The 16,420-nt window shown below is 72.5% G+C and carries 16 protein-coding genes; 8 read left to right on the top strand and 8 right to left on the bottom strand.

Annotated elements, in window-relative coordinates; translation table 11 throughout:
- Positions 1 to 44: 44 nt before the first annotated feature.
- Both afsK and K7862_RS03540 read right to left on the bottom strand, forming a co-directional pair.
- Positions 45 to 2,486 (bottom strand): protein serine/threonine kinase AfsK, encoded by a 2,442-nt coding sequence (gene afsK, locus K7862_RS03545; protein ID WP_222960492.1) that lies wholly within the window; start codon positions 2,484 to 2,486, stop codon positions 45 to 47.
- A gap of 266 nt (positions 2,487 to 2,752) precedes the next feature.
- Complete coding sequence (locus K7862_RS03540) at positions 2,753 to 3,541, bottom strand: VOC family protein (RefSeq protein ID WP_222960491.1); 789 nt, start codon at positions 3,539 to 3,541, stop codon at positions 2,753 to 2,755.
- A gap of 307 nt (positions 3,542 to 3,848) precedes the next feature.
- Between K7862_RS03540 and K7862_RS03535 the strand changes: the two genes are divergently transcribed.
- The 4 genes from K7862_RS03535 to K7862_RS03520 all read left to right on the top strand — a co-directional run bounded on the left by K7862_RS03535 (position 3,849) and on the right by K7862_RS03520 (position 7,132).
- Positions 3,849 to 4,496, top strand: a complete 648-nt coding sequence (locus K7862_RS03535; protein WP_222960488.1) for a TetR family transcriptional regulator — start codon at positions 3,849 to 3,851, stop codon at positions 4,494 to 4,496.
- Between the two features lie 219 nt (positions 4,497 to 4,715).
- Entirely contained in the window at positions 4,716 to 4,967 is a 252-nt protein-coding gene (locus K7862_RS03530; RefSeq protein ID WP_222960486.1) for a hypothetical protein, read from the top strand.
- Positions 4,968 to 4,977: 10 nt separating this feature from the next.
- On the top strand, positions 4,978 to 5,883 hold the full coding sequence (locus tag K7862_RS03525; RefSeq protein WP_222960484.1) for a trypsin-like serine peptidase: 906 nt from the start codon (positions 4,978 to 4,980) through the stop codon (positions 5,881 to 5,883).
- A 67-nt stretch (positions 5,884 to 5,950) separates the two neighbouring features.
- Positions 5,951 to 7,132 carry a flavin-containing monooxygenase gene (locus K7862_RS03520; RefSeq protein ID WP_222960482.1) on the top strand — a complete coding sequence of 394 codons (1,182 nt, stop codon included), beginning with the start codon at positions 5,951 to 5,953 and terminating at the stop codon, positions 7,130 to 7,132.
- Positions 7,133 to 7,247: 115 nt separating this feature from the next.
- On the opposite strand, the gene K7862_RS03515 is transcribed toward K7862_RS03520, so the two are convergent.
- Positions 7,248 to 8,579 (bottom strand): MFS transporter, encoded by a 1,332-nt coding sequence (locus K7862_RS03515; RefSeq protein WP_372461494.1) that lies wholly within the window; start codon positions 8,577 to 8,579, stop codon positions 7,248 to 7,250.
- 70 nt (positions 8,580 to 8,649) lie between these two features.
- Between K7862_RS03515 and K7862_RS03510 the strand changes: the two genes are divergently transcribed.
- On the top strand, positions 8,650 to 9,687 hold the full coding sequence (locus tag K7862_RS03510) for a GlxA family transcriptional regulator (protein WP_222960476.1): 1,038 nt from the start codon (positions 8,650 to 8,652) through the stop codon (positions 9,685 to 9,687).
- A 58-nt stretch (positions 9,688 to 9,745) separates the two neighbouring features.
- On the opposite strand, the gene K7862_RS03505 is transcribed toward K7862_RS03510, so the two are convergent.
- From K7862_RS03505 to mca, 3 genes are all read right to left on the bottom strand, one after another.
- On the bottom strand, positions 9,746 to 10,153 hold the full coding sequence (locus tag K7862_RS03505; protein ID WP_222960475.1) for an ATP-binding protein: 408 nt from the start codon (positions 10,151 to 10,153) through the stop codon (positions 9,746 to 9,748).
- 359 nt (positions 10,154 to 10,512) lie between these two features.
- The gene (locus tag K7862_RS03500; protein WP_222960474.1) at positions 10,513 to 11,019 is read right to left on the bottom strand and encodes an O-acetyl-ADP-ribose deacetylase; all 507 of its coding nucleotides are present in this window, start codon (positions 11,017 to 11,019) and stop codon (positions 10,513 to 10,515) included.
- 15 nt (positions 11,020 to 11,034) lie between these two features.
- On the bottom strand, positions 11,035 to 11,886 hold the full coding sequence (mca, locus tag K7862_RS03495; protein ID WP_262412610.1) for a mycothiol conjugate amidase Mca: 852 nt from the start codon (positions 11,884 to 11,886) through the stop codon (positions 11,035 to 11,037).
- 156 nt (positions 11,887 to 12,042) lie between these two features.
- On the opposite strand from mca, the gene K7862_RS03490 reads away from it, so the two are divergent.
- Positions 12,043 to 12,687, top strand: a complete 645-nt coding sequence (locus K7862_RS03490; protein ID WP_222960473.1) for a TetR/AcrR family transcriptional regulator — start codon at positions 12,043 to 12,045, stop codon at positions 12,685 to 12,687.
- A gap of 61 nt (positions 12,688 to 12,748) precedes the next feature.
- Here K7862_RS03490 and K7862_RS03485 read toward each other — a convergent pair whose 3' ends face one another.
- A complete protein-coding gene (locus K7862_RS03485) occupies positions 12,749 to 13,120 on the bottom strand; it encodes an STAS domain-containing protein (protein WP_372461498.1) in 372 nt (123 codons plus the stop codon).
- Positions 13,121 to 13,415: 295 nt separating this feature from the next.
- Here K7862_RS03485 and K7862_RS03480 point away from each other — a divergent pair, with 295 nt between their 5' ends.
- A complete protein-coding gene (locus K7862_RS03480; protein WP_222960469.1) occupies positions 13,416 to 13,991 on the top strand; it encodes an RNA polymerase sigma factor in 576 nt (191 codons plus the stop codon).
- On the top strand, positions 13,988 to 15,376 hold the full coding sequence (locus K7862_RS03475; RefSeq protein ID WP_222960467.1) for a maleylpyruvate isomerase N-terminal domain-containing protein: 1,389 nt from the start codon (positions 13,988 to 13,990) through the stop codon (positions 15,374 to 15,376). The genes K7862_RS03480 and K7862_RS03475 overlap by 4 nt, the downstream gene beginning before the upstream one ends.
- Positions 15,377 to 15,483: 107 nt before the next feature.
- On the opposite strand, the gene purU is transcribed toward K7862_RS03475, so the two are convergent.
- Complete coding sequence (gene purU, locus K7862_RS03470) at positions 15,484 to 16,392, bottom strand: formyltetrahydrofolate deformylase (protein ID WP_222960464.1); 909 nt, start codon at positions 16,390 to 16,392, stop codon at positions 15,484 to 15,486.
- Positions 16,393 to 16,420: the final 28 nt, after the last annotated feature.

Raw genomic sequence — 16,420 nt, 5'->3', positions numbered from 1 at the left:
ACCTCGTCAGGCCGGGCACACCAAGCCGGCCGGACCACGCGGCGTCAGGCCCGGCGGGACGCCGCCCCCGTACCCTTCGCCGCGTCCAGCGCGTACACGCAGCGGTCCTTGGAGCAGGCGTAGACGACGCTGTCGGCGGCCACCGGGGAGCCGGTGATCTCGCCGCCCGTCTCCAGCCGCCAGCGCAACTGGCCGCCCTGCGCGTCGACCGTGTACAGGCAGTGGTCCTTGGACCCGAAGTGCACCCGCCCGTCGGCGACCGCCGGTGAACCCACGACCTCGCCCTGGGCGGCGAACCGCCAGCGCGGCGTGCCGGCCGTGGCGTCCAGGGTGTACAGCGCGCTGCCCGCGCCCAGGTGCACGGCGCCGGCGGCCACGACCACCGGTTCGAGTGACTGGCGCGGCTCGGTCGCGACGCGCCAGCGGTCCCGGCCGTCGGCCGGATCCAGCGCGTACACGGTGCCCAGGTGGTCGGTCACGTAGATCCCGCCGCCGGACGCACCGGCGCCCGGGACGTGGGCGGGCGGCGCGAACATCACCGCGGGCGCCTCGAAGTGCCAGCGCTCGGCGCCGGTCCGGGCGTCCAGCGCCAGCACGCGGGTGCCGGCGGTCAGGTAGACCACGCCGTCCGCGACGACCGGGCGGGTCGGCACCGACCCCGCGGCGCCGGGCTCTCCGACCGGGTAGGACCAGCGTTCGGCGCCGGTCATCGCGTCCACCGCGCGCAGCAGGCCGCCGCCCTGGTAGTAGACGGTGCCGTCGACGGCGGTCGGGCCGGAGTCCGGCTGCTCGAACTCGGTCTGCGCACCACTGCGCTCCCAGCGCAGGCCGCCGCGGGCGGCGTCCCACGCCTGGACCCCGCCGCCGCGCACACCGGTGACGACGGTGCCGCCACCGCGCGGGTCGGTGCGGACCGCGTACACCCAGCCGTCGATGGAGGTGCGCCAGCGCTCGCTGCCGTCGGCCGCGTCGAGGGCGAACAGGCTGGGGCCGTCGGAGGCGTGGATACGGCCGCCGGAGACGGCCATTGTCCAGGCCACGTCCCGCGTCTTGAACTGGCGCCGGCCGCTGGCCACGTCGAGGGCGTGCACCTCGAACGACGTGACGTACAGCAGGCCGTCGGAGACCACGGGAGTGCCCCACACGTCGTTCGACATGCGGAAACGCCACGGCCGCCACTCCCCCTGCGGCGCGGTGGGCGGAGCCTGCGGGGGTACGGGCGCGGGCGCCGCCACCGGCGGAGGCACCGGGTCGCCGGCGCGGTGGGCGCCGGCCCGGTGGCGGACCCACTCGGTCCCGGCGGACGGCGCAGCCGCCGTCACCTTGCGCTCGGCGACCTCCGCGACGCGAAGACCGGGGCCGATCGGCGCCGAACCCGCGAGCTGCACGGGGGACGCGGACGCGGCGGGGTCGGCGACCCGGTGGTTGCCGTCCAGGGCGGCGGCCGCGGCGTGCCCGCCGTGCTGGGGCCTCGGCGGCGACTGGGGCGGGGGCGGCGCGGACACCGGCACCTGCGGCCCGGAGGCCTGGGCGGGAGCGGGCCGGTTCCCGGCGGCGTGGGCGCCGCGGCCGGCGGCGGAGGGCACGGCACCGCGTCCGCTGCGTCGCTGCTCTATCAGGGCCACCGCTCCGGGCGGCAGCCACGCGGAGGCGGTGCCGGTGTCGTCGCCGGCCGAGAACAGGTGCGGGGCGAGCTGCGCCTGCAGGTCGGCGGGGGTGGGCCGGCGCTCGGCCTCCATGCGCATGCAGGACTCGATGAGCGGGCGCAGTTCGTCCGGCAGCCCGTTCAGGTCCGGGCCCTCGCGCAGCAGCATGAACACCGTCTCGACCGGGTTGGCGCCGTGGAACGGCGCGTGCCCGGTGGCGGCGAAGACCAGGGTCGAGCCGAGCGAGAAGATGTCGCTGGCGCCGCGCACGCTGCGCGAGTCGCGGGCCTGCTCGGGCGACATGTAGGCGGGCGTGCCGACGGCGACGTTGGTCATCGTCAGGCGGGTGTTGGAGACGCCCGAGGCGATGCCGAAGTCGATGACGCGCGGGCCGTCCTCGACCACCAGCACGTTGGACGGCTTCATGTCGCGGTGCACCAGGCCCGCCGCGTGGATGGACTGCAGCGCCTCGGCGATGCCGGCGGCCAGCCAGCGCACGGCCTGGGCGGGCATCGGGCCCGACTCGTTGACGATCTCTTCCAGCGAGGGCGCCGGGACGTAGGCGGTCGCCAGCCAGGGCACGGCCGCCCGCGGGTCGGCGTCCACCACGGCCGCGGTGTAGAAGCCGGAGACGGCCCGGGCCGCCTCCACTTCACGGGTGAAGCGGACCCGGAAGAGCTGGTCCTCGGCGAGTTCCGCGCGGACCGTCTTGATCGCCACCCGGCGACCGGATGCCGAGCGGGCGAGATAGACCAGCCCCATACCGCCGGCTCCGAGCCGTCCCAGCACCTCGAAAGGGCCGATACGTCTCGGGTCGTGCTGGTTCAGCTGCTCGACCACTGCCCTGTCACCTCCCCGTGCCCGCGCCTACGCGGCCGTTCCCCGTGCTTCCGGCCCCTGCGGCCCGTCGCATGCTCCCGCGCCAGGGTACGGGCCTGATTGTTCCTGGGATGGACGCCGGTTGCTAACCCGGGGCACCACGACACGCCCGCGGACCGAACTCGTTATCATCCGCCCCCGCGCCGCGGGACGGAATCCCCCTGCCGCCGCGGCGCGAAAGCGGCACGGCGGCAGGGGATCGGGCCGGGGCGCGAGGGCGGCCGCGGCTACTGGCCGGGAGGCGCGCCGACGGTGCGGGTGACGTCGATGATCGCGAAGTTCGCGCCCTGGTCGTCGGTGACGACCGCCGTGCGCCCGAACGGTGAGTCCTGCGGTTCCTGGAGGACCTGGCCGCCGAGGCCGCGTACCGTGCCGGCCGCGGCGTCGCAGTCCGGGACGACGAAGTAGACGCGGTACGCGGACGGGGTGTCGGTGGGCAGGTCGTCGCGCCGCATCCGGGCCGCCACGGGGTCGTCGTGCCCGGCGACGCTCCACACCTTGTAGTCGAAGTGGGTGCCGTCGCCGATCTGCCGGCCGCGGTAGCCGAACACCGACTCGTAGAAGGGGTCGGCCGACGCGGCGTCACGGGTGTGGTTCTCGGCCCAGCAGAACGCGCCGGGCTCGTTGACCAGGCCGAAGCCCGGGTGGGTCTGGGGCTGCCAGAGACCGAAGAAGGAGCCGCCGGGGTCGACCGCGCCGGCCATGGTGCCGACGTCGCCGACGACGTCCGGGCCGAAGACGACCTGGCCGCCTGCCTCACGGATCCTCGCGGTGGCCTTGGCGGCGTCCTCGGTGGCCAGGTAGACGCTCCAGGCGGTGGGCATCGAGGGGTCCATCTTCGGCATGATCGCGGCGACGTTCTTCCCGTCGCGCATCGCCATCGTGTAGTGGCCGAACTCCTCGCCGGCGTCCTGGAACGTCCAGCCGAGCAGTTCGCCGTAGAAGCGGCGTCCGGCCTCCAGGTCGGGCAGGGAGGCGTCGGCCCAGCAGGGGGCGCCTTCACTGAATGCGGACATGTCGGTCCTCTCCCGTACGTCCGAAGTGCTGCTGTCCTGGAGTGTCACGCTAGCCAGTGAGCCAGATCACTGCACGGACTTCTATTCGAACATATGGTCAATTCTTCCGGGCTCGGCACGGGAGGCCCGCAGGACGCGCCAGCGCCGCGCGCAATTCCCCCGTTCATACCATTCCGGACAGCCGGCAAAAGCCGCGAATCGCGCCGGAAACACGGCTCTGAACTGCGGGTTCATCAAGTGGAGGCGATGCCTCCCCATTTGTACGCCGTCAGATCGCGCGCTGATCACCCGCCGGTAAACTGACGGCATGACAGGACAAGTTCGCACCGTCGACGGCCGTGTGGCAGGCCGCCGCGGGCAGGCCACGCGGCAGAAGCTGCTCGACTGCCTCGGCGAGATGCTCAGCACGTCGCCGTACCGCGATGTCAAGGTGATCGACGTGGCCCGGATGGCGGGCACCTCCCCGGCGACCTTCTACCAGTACTTCCCTGACGTCGAGGGCGCTGTGCTGGAGCTCGCCGACGAGATGGCCAAGGAGGGAGCCGGTCTGACCGATCTGGTCGCCGGGCGCTCCTGGGTCGGCAAGGCGGGCGCCCAGACCGCGGACGACCTGGTGGACGGCTTCCTCTCCTTCTGGCGCAAGCACGACGCGATCCTGCGCGTCGTCGACCTGGGCGCCGCCGAGGGGGACAAGCGGTTCAACAGGATCCGCACCCGGATCCTCAACGCGGTGAGCGGCTCCCTCACCGAGTCGGTCAAGGAGCTCCAGGCCAAGGGACGGGTGGACAAGGACGTCAGCGCACCGGCCGTCGCGGGCTCGCTGGTGGCGATGATGGCCGCCGTCGCCGCCCACCAGAAAGGTTTCAGCGGAACCGGAGTGAAGCAGTCCGACCTGAAGCCGAGCCTGGCGCTGCTGGTCCACCTCGGCGTCACGGGCAAGAAGCCCGCCAAGTAACACCGGGCGGGGCCGAAGAGACCGGGCAGACCCCGCACCGCACGCGCAGCACAGCCACACTCCGCACCGCACGCCCCGGCTGCCCCAGGCAGCCGTACGGCCAACGTCCCCGCGCCTGTCCGGGCCTGTCCGCGCCCGTCCGCGCCAGTCCGCCCGTCAAGGGACGCCGCGCAGGTCATACAGGCGACGTATCCCCGCGGGGCGGGCATGATGAGCGGCATGACCAGCAGTCCGACGCCGGGCAGGCCGCAGCGCAGCACGCTGTCCCGCTTCCTGTCCCCGGGCCCCGACTCCTCGACCACGCAGCTGCGCGCCTACGCCATCGTCTGGGCCCTGCTGCTGCCGGTCTGGATCAGCGCCCAGTGGTGGTCGCACCCCGACACCCTGCGCCGGGTGCTGTACGTCCTGCTGTCCGTCGTCTCGGTCACACAGTCGCTGAGCGCCGTGGCCCTGCTGCGCAAGCGCCGCTGAGCGGGCATCCGTGATCCGCCGGCTGCTGCTCCCCGCCATGTGCACCGTCGTGCTCGCGGTGGCCGCCGCGCTGCTGCCCGGCGACGCCCACCTGGCGTCGGCCCAGGCGTGGACGAACAGCGCCGCGTCGCGGTTCTGGACGCCCGAGCGCATGGCGGACTCCATGCCGGACTCCGGGCCGCCGCCCGACCCCGGCGACCCGGTCGGCCCCGCGGACGCCGACGGCCCGATGACCACCATCGGCTCGGCCGTGCACTTCGACGGCATCCCGACCGTCGGCATGCTCTTCTCCGTCGGCAGCGACCTGGCGGCGCACTTCTGCACGGCGAGCGTCGTGCACAGCCCCGCGCGCGACCTGATCCTCACCGCCGCCCACTGCGAGGGCGGTTCGCACCTGGGCTTCGTGCCCGACTACCGCTCGGGCACGGCACGGCAGCCCTACGGGATCTGGGCGGTGGACCGGGAGTTCACCGACCCGCGGTGGAGCCCCGACGACGACGCGGCCTCCGACTACGACTTCGCCTTCGCCACCGTGCGCCCCGGCCCCAACGGACAGCGACTGGAGGACCTGACCGGCGCCAACCGGCTCGCGCACACGCCGGGTTACCGCAACCGCGTCACCGTGATCGGCTATCCGCACAGCGCAGACGACCCCACCGACCAGGCCGTCACCTGCACGACGACGACCGGGCGCCTGGAGGGCGAAAGGCAGTTGCAGATGGACTGCGAGGGCTTCTACAGCGGCACCTCGGGCAGTCCCTGGATGCTCGACTACACCACCCGCACCAGGAGCGGCACCGTCATCGGGCTGATCGGCGGCCTCGACGGCGGCGGTACCACAGACCGCGTCTCCTACAGCCCGTTCCTCGGCGATGAGGCCCTCGCGCTGTACCGCAGCGCCATGCGCTCCGGCTGACCTGTTAACTTCCGATACACCACCACCAGTTCTCGACAAGGTCTTCTCAGGTTCCGGGAGTTCCACCATGGCCGACCCCACGCCCGCCGACCAGGGTGCCGCCACCAGGGCGATACCCGACGCACTTGTCATAGGCGCCGGGCCCGGCGGTCTCGCCGCGGCGGCCGCGCTGCAGGAACGCGGCCTGCGCCCCCTCGTCCTGGAACGCGCCGAACGACTTGGCGCCTCCTGGCGCGGCCACTACGACCGGCTGCACCTGCACACCACACGCCGGCTGTCCGCGCTGCCGGGGCTGCCGATCCCGCGCGCGTACGGACGGTGGGTGGGGCGCGACGACGTGGTGCGCTATCTCGAGCAGTACGCCGAGCACCACGACCTCGACGTGGCGACCGGCATCGAGGTCACGCGCGTGGAACGTGCGGGCGCAGGCTGGGAACTGCCCGCGACCGGCGGAAGGGTGCTCTCCTCCCCCGTGGTCGTGGTGGCCACCGGCCACAACCACACGCCGTACATACCCGACTGGACGGGACGAAACACCTTCTCCGGCGATCTTCTGCACGCGGCCGAGTACCGGAACGCGACGCCCTACGCCGGACGGGACGTGCTGGTGGTGGGCGTCGGCAACACCGGCGCCGAGATCGCGGTCGACCTGGTGGAGGGCGGAGCCTCCCGGGTCAGGCTGGCGGTCCGCACCCCGCCGCACATCATGCGCCGTTCGACCGCGGGCTGGCCCGCACAGGCCAGCGGAATCCTGTGCCGCCGGCTGCCCACCGGCCTGGTCGACCGCCTGGCCCCCTACATCGAGCGGATGAGCGTGCCGGACCTCGCGGAGTTCGGGCTGCCGCGGCCGGAGACCGGCCTGTACGCCCGGGTGCTGGACGGGGCGATCCCGGTGCAGGACGTCGGCATCGTGGACGCCGTGCGGTCCCGCAAGGTCGAACCGGTGGCCGCGGTCGAGGCGTTCGACGGCGACAAGGTCCGCCTCGCCGACGGCTCGGACATCAGCCCCGAGGTCGTCATCGCCGCGACCGGATACCGCCGAGGGCTGGAAGCGCTGGTCGGCCACCTCGGCGTGCTCGACGGCCGCGGCCGTCCGGTGGCGCACGGCGCCCGGACGCCTCCGGGGGCGCCCGGCCTCTACTTCACGGGCTTCACGAACCCGATCAGCGGCATGTTCCGCGAAATGGCCATCGACGCCCGGCGGATCGCCCGCTCGGCATCCCGGGGCGCCGTCCGGCCGGCCGCCTGATCCGCCGCCCGGCCTGCCGTCTTCCTCAAGGACGGGTAAGGACGGGTTCGGCCTGTTGTCACCCGCGCGGGTGACAACAGGCCGAACCCGGAACAACCGGTGTTTTCCGGTGCGTTCACCCGGCAACCGCGATGACCGGGACGGCGACCGGCCGGCGGCGGATGACCAGGGACATGAGTGCGGCGATCCCGCACAGCGCACCGGAGGTGTACCAGACGACGTCATACGAACCGAGCGAGTCACGGGCGACGCCGCCGAGGTAGGCCACCAGCGCGGCGCCGATCTGATGGGACGCGAGCACCCAGCCGAAGACGATCGCGCTGCTCTCGCCGTAGTGCTCACGGCACAGGGCGATGGTCGGCGGCACGGTGGCCACCCAGTCCAGACCGTAGAAGACGATGAACAGCACCATCGGCGGGTGGATGGTGTCCGCGAGCAGCATGGGGAGGAACATCAACGACAGGCCGCGCAGGCCGTAGTAGATCGCGAGCAGCCGCCGCGGGGAGATCCGGTCGGTGAACCAGCCCGAGGCGACCGTGCCCGCGATGTCGAAGACACCGATGACGGCGAGCAGGGACGCGGCGGTGGTCACCGGCAGCCCGTGGTCGTGCGCGGCGGGCACGAAGTGGGTCTTCACCAGGCCGTTGGTGGACGCCCCGCAGATGGCGAAGGTGCCCGCGAGGAGCCAGAAGGTACCGGTGCGGCTCGCGTCGCGCAGGACGCCGAGCGCGCGCAGCGCGGCCCCGGTGGCGGGGGGCGGCTTCGGCACGAACTCCGGTGCGCCATAGGGTGCGAGGCCCACGTCGGCGGGGTGGTCGCGCAGCAGGAACCAGACGAACGGCACGACCGCGACGGCGGCCAGCGACACGGTCGCCGCGGCCGGGCGCCAGCCGTGGTGCTCGGTGATCCACGACAGCAGCGGCAGGAACACCAGTTGCCCCGCCGCGCCACCGGCGGTGAGGATCCCGGTGACCAGGCCGCGCCGGGCGACGAACCAGCGGTTGGTGACGGTCGCGGCGAACGCCAGCGCCATCGAGCCGCTGCCCAGGCCCACCAGCAGGCCCCAGCACAGCACGAGTTGCCAGCTCTGGGTCATCCACACGGTGAGCCCGGAGCCGACGGCGATGGTGACCAGCGCACAGGCCACCACCTTGCGGATGCCGAAGCGGTCCATCAGCGCGGCGGCGAACGGTGCGGTGAGGCCGTACAGCGCCAGGTTCACCGAGACGGCGAACCCGATCATGCCGCGCGACCACCCGAACTCGGTGTGCAGCGGGTCGATCAGCAGTCCGGGGAGGGAGGCGAAAGCGGCGGAGCCGACCAGCGTCACGAACGTGACGACGGCGACCGTCCAGGCCCGGTGCACCCGCAGCCGAGGACGGCGGAGGGCCTGGGGGCTGGGCGTGTCACCGGTGACCGGCGCGGGAGGCGGGGAAGTCTGCGTCACCCCGTCAGTCTCCGGACATCCGTCCGGCACGACGAGTGGCCGGAGGGCCATGGTGTGCAAGAATCGGGCCATGGCTCCTGAGCAGTCCACCGCGTCCGGCCTGGGGACGTCACCGGTGTTCCGCCTCCCGGGCCGGCACCGCGTGGCCGTCTTCGCCCTGGACGGGGTCATCCCCTTCGAACTCGGCATCCCGCTGCGGATCTTCGGCGCCGCCGAGAACCCGGACGACCGCTCCCCGCTCTACGAGGTCGTGACGTGCAGCCTGCGGCCCGGCGCGGTCCGCACCGACGCGGACTTCCCGATCGTGGTCGAAAACGGCCTGGCCGCCCTCGCGGAGGCCGACACCGTCATCGTGCCCGCCTCCCACGAACTGGGCCCGGTCTACGACGAGGGCAGGCTCACCGCACCGCTCGCCGAGGCGTTCGCCGCCATCCGGCCGGGCACCCGATGCGTGTCGATCTGCACCGGCTCCTTCCTGCTCGCCGCGGCCGGTCTGCTCGACGGCCGCCCGGCCACCACCCACTGGTCCAGCGCGGACCACTTCCAGCGGCTCTTCCCCAGGATCCAGGTCGACCCGGACGTGCTCTACGTCGACGACGGGGACGTGCTGACCTCGGCGGGCGTGGCCGCCGGCATCGACCTGTGCCTGCATATCGTCCGCCGCGACTTCGGCACCGCGGTCGCCAACAACGTCGCCCGGCGGACCGTGGTGCCACCGCATCGCGAGGGCGGTCAGGCCCAGTACGTGCGCCGTCCGCTTCCCGAGCCCCAACTGGCCAGTACCGAACGGGCCCGGGCCTGGGCGCTGGACCGGCTCGACCAGCCGTTGTCCCTGCGGGCCATGGCCGAACGGGAGTCGATGAGCGTGCGCACCTTCACACGCCGCTTCCGCGAGGAGGTCGGGCTCAGCCCCGGGCAATGGCTCATCCAGCAACGCATCGAGCACGCCCGGCAGTTGCTGGAGTCGACGGACCTCAGCGTCGACCAGGTGGCCCGCCAGGCGGGGTTCGGCACAGCCGCGTCCATGCGCCAGCACCTGCAGGCGGTTCTCGGCGTCTCACCCACGGCCTACCGCAGGACGTTCCAGACGGCCGCCGCACACGCCTGACCGTCGACCCCGTCGCGCAGCCCGCACAGGTGGCGCGCTCAGGGCCTCACATGAACTCTCAGGTGAGGACGACGCTGCGGTCGACCTCGCACCAGATCTGCTTGCCGGCGCCCTCGGGGTGCCAGCCCCAGCGGTCGGCGAGACCGTCCACCAACTCCAGGCCGCGGCCACCGGTCTCGTCCCGCTGGGCATGCCGCGGGGCGGGCGGGCTCATGCTGGTGTCGGCGACCTCCACGCGGACCGGGGCGGCCGGCGCGGTCGGGAACAGCATGCGGAGCACGGCCGGGCAACCGGTGTGCACCACGGCGTTGGTGACCAGCTCAGAGATGAGGAGGATCAAGGTCTCGGCGACCGGCTCGTCCGCTCCTATACCGGAACCCGCCAGCCGCGAACGCGCCCATCGACGTGCCCGCCCCACTTCCGCGGGGTCGACGCCGACCTCCAGTTGCACCTGAAGCACTTGCACTGTTCACACCATCCGAACCGGCGGACACGTCGCCTCACGCCTGCGCAAGATCACCGAGCGTGACCTCGGCGTCACCCAGCATGATTGACCCACGGTCACCCCAACAAGCGCTTCGGGCATATTCCAGCGCGATGGCGTAGGCATGTTGCATACTGTGCGGCGCATTCGACAAGGGACTGCGCGCCCAGGCATGACGCCCACCCGGCCTGGCCGGGCGGCGCCTTGGAAGTTCCCTGAACGCACGCGCACCCGATGGAGCGTACCCGAGGACCGCCCCGACTCCACCGCGTAACAAGTCACGCATCGGACACAACACCGTGCGGACGCTCCGTAACCGGGTCATGCGTGGCAAGCAGGCGTCACTGTTGAGCGGCGAAAGCCTCATATGCGTCCGAACCGAAGAGGACGAAGCGCACCTCGCCCACGGCGGTGTCGGCCGCCCGCACGGTCTGCACGGCGATGCGCGCGCCGTCGTCCATCGGCCAGCCGTAGACGCCCGTGGAGATGGCGGGGAAGGCCACGCTGCTCGCACCCAGCTCGTCCGCGACCCGCAGGGACTCCCGGTAGCAGGAGGCGAGCAGCGCCGATCGGTCCTCCTGCGCCTGCCAGACCGGTCCGACGGTGTGGATCACCCACCGCGCCGGGAGCCGCCCTGCGGTGGTCGCGACCGCCTGCCCGGTGGGCAGCCCGGAGCCGTAGTGGCCGGCCCGCAGGTCGCGGCAGGCGGCGAGGATCTCGGGGCCGCCCTTGCGGTGGATGGCCCCATCGACCCCGCCGCCGCCCAGCAGGGAGGAGTTGGCCGCGTTGACGATGGCGTCCACGTGCTGCTCGGTGATGTCGCCCTGGATGAAGGTGATCTGAACCATGAGGTCATAGTGGCGTCACTCCTCGATGCCGTCGAAGAGGTTGTTCTCGGGCAGGCGCGCCGGGCCTATGGACCGAGCCAGGACGTAGTCCTCGGTCGGCCACAACCGGCGTTCGAGATCGCGCGGATGGGAGAAGAACGGGTTGTCGGGGGCCGCCTGGGTGGCGTGGGCCCGGAACGCCCGGTCCCGGGTGGCGAAATGCTCGGCGCACTCGATGCGGGTGGTGGGCGTGAGGTCGGGAGCCCAGTCCGGCCATGCGTCGAGGACGGCGCCCATCGCCGATGGGATGCCCTCGGCGACCATCCCCCGGTGCAGGGTCTCGAACCAGGCCCGCGAGAAGGCCACCAGGTAGTAGAGCTTGTCCGGCCGCCAGGCCGGCCCGGCTTCCGGGCAGGCCGCCGCGTCCCCGGCGGCGTCGAACGCCGCGAGCGTGACGCGATGGGTCTGGACGTGGTCGGGGTGAGGATAGCCGCCGGACGGGTCGTAGGTGATCACCACGTGTGGGCGGAGTTCGCGCATGACGGCCACCAGGCCCACCGCCGCGACCGGCACCTCCTGGCGGGCGAAGCAGCCCTCGGGCAGCGGCTCACCCTCCCCCATCAGTCCGGAGTCGACGAAGCCCAGGAACCGGTGGCGCACCCCGAGCACGGCCGCGGCCGCGGCCATTTCCCGACGCCGCACCGCGGGCAGGTCAGCCCGGATCTCCGGGGTGTCCAGCAGCGGGTTGAGCACCTCTCCCCGCTCGCCGCCCGTACAGGTCACGACGGTCACCTCGGCGCCCTGGGCGGCGTAGTGAGCCAGCGTGGCCGCACCCTTGCTCGACTCGTCGTCGGGGTGGGCGTGGACCGCCATGATCCGCAGCACCATGAGGGACCTCCTTCCTGGGCCGGTCTCGGCCCGCTCGTGTCCCGGCGGCCGACAACCACCGGTTCTTGCCTCACTTTCTTGCCTCGACATAAATTTATGTCGAACCCAGATTCGGGTCAAGCACTTTTTTAGGTCCGACCCACTAAAGTGGTCCTCATGGCCCAACTCCGCGAGCTCAAGAAGCAGCAGACGCGCCGGACGATCACCGACGCCGCCACCGTGCTCTTCATGGAGCGCGGCTTCGAGCGGACGACGATCGCCGATGTCGCGGAGGCCGCGGGAGTGTCGAAGATGACGGTCACGAACTACTTCCCGCGCAAGGAGGACCTCTTCTTCGACATGCACGAGGAGGTGATCACCGGGCCGGCCCGCGCGGTGGCCGCCCGGCGTGCGGGCGAGTCCGCGCTGGACGCGGTGCGCCGCGACTACCTGGCCGCCGTCGAGCGGCACGATCCACTGCTCGGCTGGACCAGGCCCGGCTTCACGCGGCTGATCGACGACAGCCCGGTCCTGCGCGCCCGGCTGCGGGAGTTGTTCGACCACCAGGAACAGGCCCTGTCGGTGGTCGTCGCGGAGGGCGCGGGAGAGGATCCGGACGCGTTCACGCCCCGGCATGCGGCGGCCCAGTTGAGCACGGTGCTGCGACTGCTGTTCACCGAGGCGCAGCGAGGGGTGCGGCGGGGAGCGTCGAAGGAGGAGGTGTTCGGCGCGCTGGGAGTGACCGCCCGCGCGGCGTTCGCGCGGCTCGAACCGTCGCTGGGCGGCTACGCGGTCCGTACGGCCGCCCTCGCCGAGGACTGAGGGGGGAGCGGGCCCGGAAGAGGGAGAAGCGGACCTGGAAGGGGGTCGCGAGGCCGGCGGCTCAGGCCGACAGCGGCCGTGCCGTGTCGTCGGTGGCCGCGGTGAGGTCGGGGAAGACGTCGAAGAGCCGGCGCACGCCCAGCGCGGCCAGCACCCGGTTGACGTGCGCCCCACCCGTGGGGCCGGGCTCGCCCTGCTCGGGCAGCACGACCCGCAGCCGGCCCGCGCAGGACCGCATCAGACGGCGCGCGCCGATGAGCACGCCCACGCCGCTGGAATCGCAGAACCGCACGTCGCCGAGGTCCAGCACGAGGCTGCGCTGCCCGTCGGCCACCGCGTCGTGCACCTTCTGCCGGACCGCGGGCGAAGAGATCAGGTCCATCTCGCCTGTGACCGTCACCACCACCCAGCCGTCCTGCTCGGTCTGGGTCACGAGCACGGGTTCCCACCTCGCCTTGCCGTCGACTTCCATCCCGTCATCACCACGACCCTATGCCCGTTCTCAGTCGTAACTCCGCCCTCCTGCGGTCACACCCGCATAACAGAGCGCCAAAAGCGGTCGCGATCGGCAACAGGTTGGTGCAAACCGGCGCACGCCGTCGCAGACGGCCGGTAACGTCGGTGCGGAGCGCGCCCGACCGCTTGCACGACCGGTCACGGCCGGTACCGGGCCGGCGTGAGGAGAGCGGGACGGACGACGAGGTGGGACGAGGCGAAGGGGCCGGGAGATGGCGACACCCGCACCACCGCGCTGGGACCGCAAGATGCAGCAGCGGCTGGCGCGCGGCGAGGAGGCCGCACTCGCCGAGCTCTACGACCGTTACGCCTCCCTCGTGCACAGCCTGGCCCACCGCGTGATGGACGACGAAGAGGCGGCCGACCTGATCACGCGTGAGGTGTTCGGATACATCTGGGAGAACCCGGACGCCTACGACCCCAAGTTCGGCTCGCTGCGGTCGTGGATCGCCTCGCTCACTCAGCGCCACGCGGTGTCCCAGCTGCGGCAGTACGAGCACCGCGGGCGCTCCACGGCCGCCGAGGTGGAGGCGCGGGTCCGCGAGGCGAACACCGCCGCCCGCGCCGACTTCATCGTCACCTCGATGCCCGCCCCGCTGCGGGCCGCGCTCGAACTCGCCTACCGCGAACGGCTCGACTACCGCACCGCGGCCGCCGGCCTCGGTGTGAGCGAGGACGAGGCCCGCCGCCGGCTGCGGCTGGGCCTGCAGATGCTGTCGACGGCGATGGAGCCCGCCGACCAGCCGGCGCACCCGCTGAACACCCGTCCGCCCCGGGGACTGCAGTGAGCGGCCCGGCCTACCACGACGGCGGCGACGGCAACGGCCGCGGTGATGGCGACGACACGCCTCGTGTGCCGTTCCAGCGCGAGCAGCGCGGACCGCAGGGCGAGCCGGCCCAACGCGGCCCGCTGGGCGATCCGGCGCGCCTCCCGGCCGGAGAGCCGCACTCCGCCCCCGCCCCGTCCTCGGCCTCCGCCCTGCCGCACTACGACCACGCCACCCTCAAGTCCCTCCTCGGCGCCTGGGCGTTGTCGGCCTGTTCGTCCGACGAGTCGCTCGCCGTCGAGGTGCATCTGACCGACTGCGCGAGCTGCGCGGAGGAGGCGCTGCGCCTGCGCGACGCGGTCGGCCTGCTGCACCAGGAGGAGAGCCTCGACCTCGATCCCCTGCTGCGGGCCCGGGTGCTGGAGGGCTGCCTCGGGCGGCGTCCGGCACGCATCCCCGTACCGGAGTGGGCGGGTCCCTACGACGCCGAGGCGGCCCGGCTCGACGCCCTTTTGCGCGATCTCGGCGACGGGTACTGGTCGACGCCGGTCGAGATGCGCTGGTTCGACGAGGTGCCGGTGTCCCGGCAGTTCACGGTGGGCCAGGTGATCGCCCATCTCACCGCCGTGGACAGCCTGGTGGCGAGGACCATAGGTCTCCCCGGGCCGAGCGCCGGTGGTCCGGTGCCGTTCGCGGACGCTCCCGGCGGCTCCGGCGGGTCCGGCGGTCTGACGGCCAGGGCCCGGTTCTGGCGGGCCCGGGGTGACGCCGAACTGCCCATCGAACCCGGGCAGCGCACCGAGGCCCACTGGTCGGGCCAGAAGCACCTGCCGGGTGCGACCCTGCGGTCGCTGTGGCGCGAGCAGAGCCACCACCTGGTCCGTACCGTCTCGTTCGCCGGATCCGGCGCGTCCGAGATCGACGTGGACTACGGACCGTTCGCCCTGCCCCTGCACGACGCCTTCCTCGACCGCGCCTTCGAGTGCTGGCTCCACGCGGGGGACATCGCCGACGCGGTGGACTACCCGTACGAGCCGCCCGCGCCGCGCCATCTCAACCGCATGATCGACCTGGCCGCGCGTCTGCTGCCGTCGGCGCTCGCCGACCGGCGCAGATCGGGCCTGGCCGAGCCGCCGTCGCAGTTGCTGCCGGCCGGGGCTCCCGGGCGGTCGCTGCGGCTGGAGATCGAGGGCGACGGCGGCGGCAACTGGTACCTGCCGCTGGACTCGCCGGGAGCGGCGGCCTCCCCCGAGGGCGAGGTCGCGCATGTGGCCATGGACGGGCAGGAGTTCTGCCAGCTCGCCGCAGGTCATCTGCAGCCGGAGCACGCGGCGGCCGGCAAGGTCGGCGACCGCACGGCCATCTACGACGTGCTGTACGCGGCGGCGTCGCTGTCCCGGCTCTGAGGCTCCGAACTCGGAACTCAGATCCCTGAGACCTGGGCTCTGAGACCCGAGACCTGAGACCTGAGACCTGAGCCGAAACGTTCCGCCGCCGGACCCGCGGTGGCGCCTCAGGCGAAGACGACGGTGCGGTGCCCGTTGAGCAGCACCCGGTGCTCGCTGTGCCACTTCACCGCGCGGGCCAGCGCCTGGCACTCCACGTCCCGGCCGATGGCGACGAGCTGTTCGGGCGTGACCTCGTGGCCGACGCGCTCGACCTCCTGCTCGATGATCGGGCCCTCGTCGAGGTCGGCCGTCACGTAGTGCGCGGTCGCGCCGATGAGCTTGACCCCGCGGGCGTGCGCCTGGTGGTACGGCTTGGCGCCCTTGAAGCTCGGCAGGAAGGAGTGGTGGATGTTGATGATCCGCCCGGACAGCTTGGTGCACAGGTCGTCGGAGAGCACCTGCATGTAGCGGGCGAGGACGACCAGTTCCACGCCCTCCTTCTCCACGAGCTGGAGCAGCTGCGCCTCGGCCTCGGCCTTCGTCTCCCGGGTGACGGGGATGTGGTGGAAGGGCACGCCGTAGGAGGCCACCAGGTCACGGAAGTCGGTGTGGTTGGAGACGACGGCGGCGATCTCGACGGGCAGCGCGCCGATGCTGCCGCGGAACAGCAGGTCGTTGAGGCAGTGCCCGAACTTGCTGACCAGGAGCACGATGCGCATGCGCTCCTCGGAGGGGTGGATCCGCCACTCCATCTGGTAGGCGCCGCCGACCGCGGCGAAGCTCGCGCGGAGTTTGTCCGCGGTGACCGCGGGCTCGGCGGAGAAGTGCACGCGCATGAAGAACAGGCCGGTGTCGCGGTCGCCGAACTGCTGGCTGTCGACGATGTTGCAGCCGGTCATGAACAGGTAGCTGGAGACGGCGTGCACGATGCCCTGCTTGTCGGGGCACGACAGCGTGAGCACGTACTCCGGGTGCGGCTGCGGCGGCTGCGGCGGCGCGGAGGCCTCGGCGGCGGGCGACGGCTGTTCGTTCACAGCGCCAGCCTCGCACAGACGGCTCGGC

Origin of the sequence: Actinacidiphila acidipaludis, from assembly GCF_019890725.1 — a bacterium.
GTDB lineage: Bacteria > Actinomycetota > Actinomycetes > Streptomycetales > Streptomycetaceae > Actinacidiphila > Actinacidiphila acidipaludis.
Note: the sequence above shows the minus strand (reverse complement) of the source record. Positions and strands in the feature narration are given on the sequence as shown.

What these genes read in the sequence shown, in the direction of transcription:
- K7862_RS03540 (WP_222960491.1), bottom strand. Translation starts at nt 3,541, where the DNA reads ATGTCCGCATTCAGTGAAGGCGCCCCCTGCTGGGCCGACGCCTCCCTG.
- K7862_RS03535 (WP_222960488.1), top strand. Translation starts at nt 3,849, where the DNA reads ATGACAGGACAAGTTCGCACCGTCGACGGCCGTGTGGCAGGCCGCCGC.
- K7862_RS03530 (WP_222960486.1), top strand. Translation starts at nt 4,716, where the DNA reads ATGACCAGCAGTCCGACGCCGGGCAGGCCGCAGCGCAGCACGCTGTCC.
- K7862_RS03520 (WP_222960482.1), top strand. Translation starts at nt 5,951, where the DNA reads ATGGCCGACCCCACGCCCGCCGACCAGGGTGCCGCCACCAGGGCGATA.
- K7862_RS03510 (WP_222960476.1), top strand. Translation starts at nt 8,650, where the DNA reads ATGGCTCCTGAGCAGTCCACCGCGTCCGGCCTGGGGACGTCACCGGTG.
- K7862_RS03500 (WP_222960474.1), bottom strand. Translation starts at nt 11,019, where the DNA reads ATGGTTCAGATCACCTTCATCCAGGGCGACATCACCGAGCAGCACGTG.
- mca (WP_262412610.1), bottom strand. Translation starts at nt 11,886, where the DNA reads ATGGTGCTGCGGATCATGGCGGTCCACGCCCACCCCGACGACGAGTCG.
- K7862_RS03490 (WP_222960473.1), top strand. Translation starts at nt 12,043, where the DNA reads ATGGCCCAACTCCGCGAGCTCAAGAAGCAGCAGACGCGCCGGACGATC.
- K7862_RS03480 (WP_222960469.1), top strand. Translation starts at nt 13,416, where the DNA reads ATGGCGACACCCGCACCACCGCGCTGGGACCGCAAGATGCAGCAGCGG.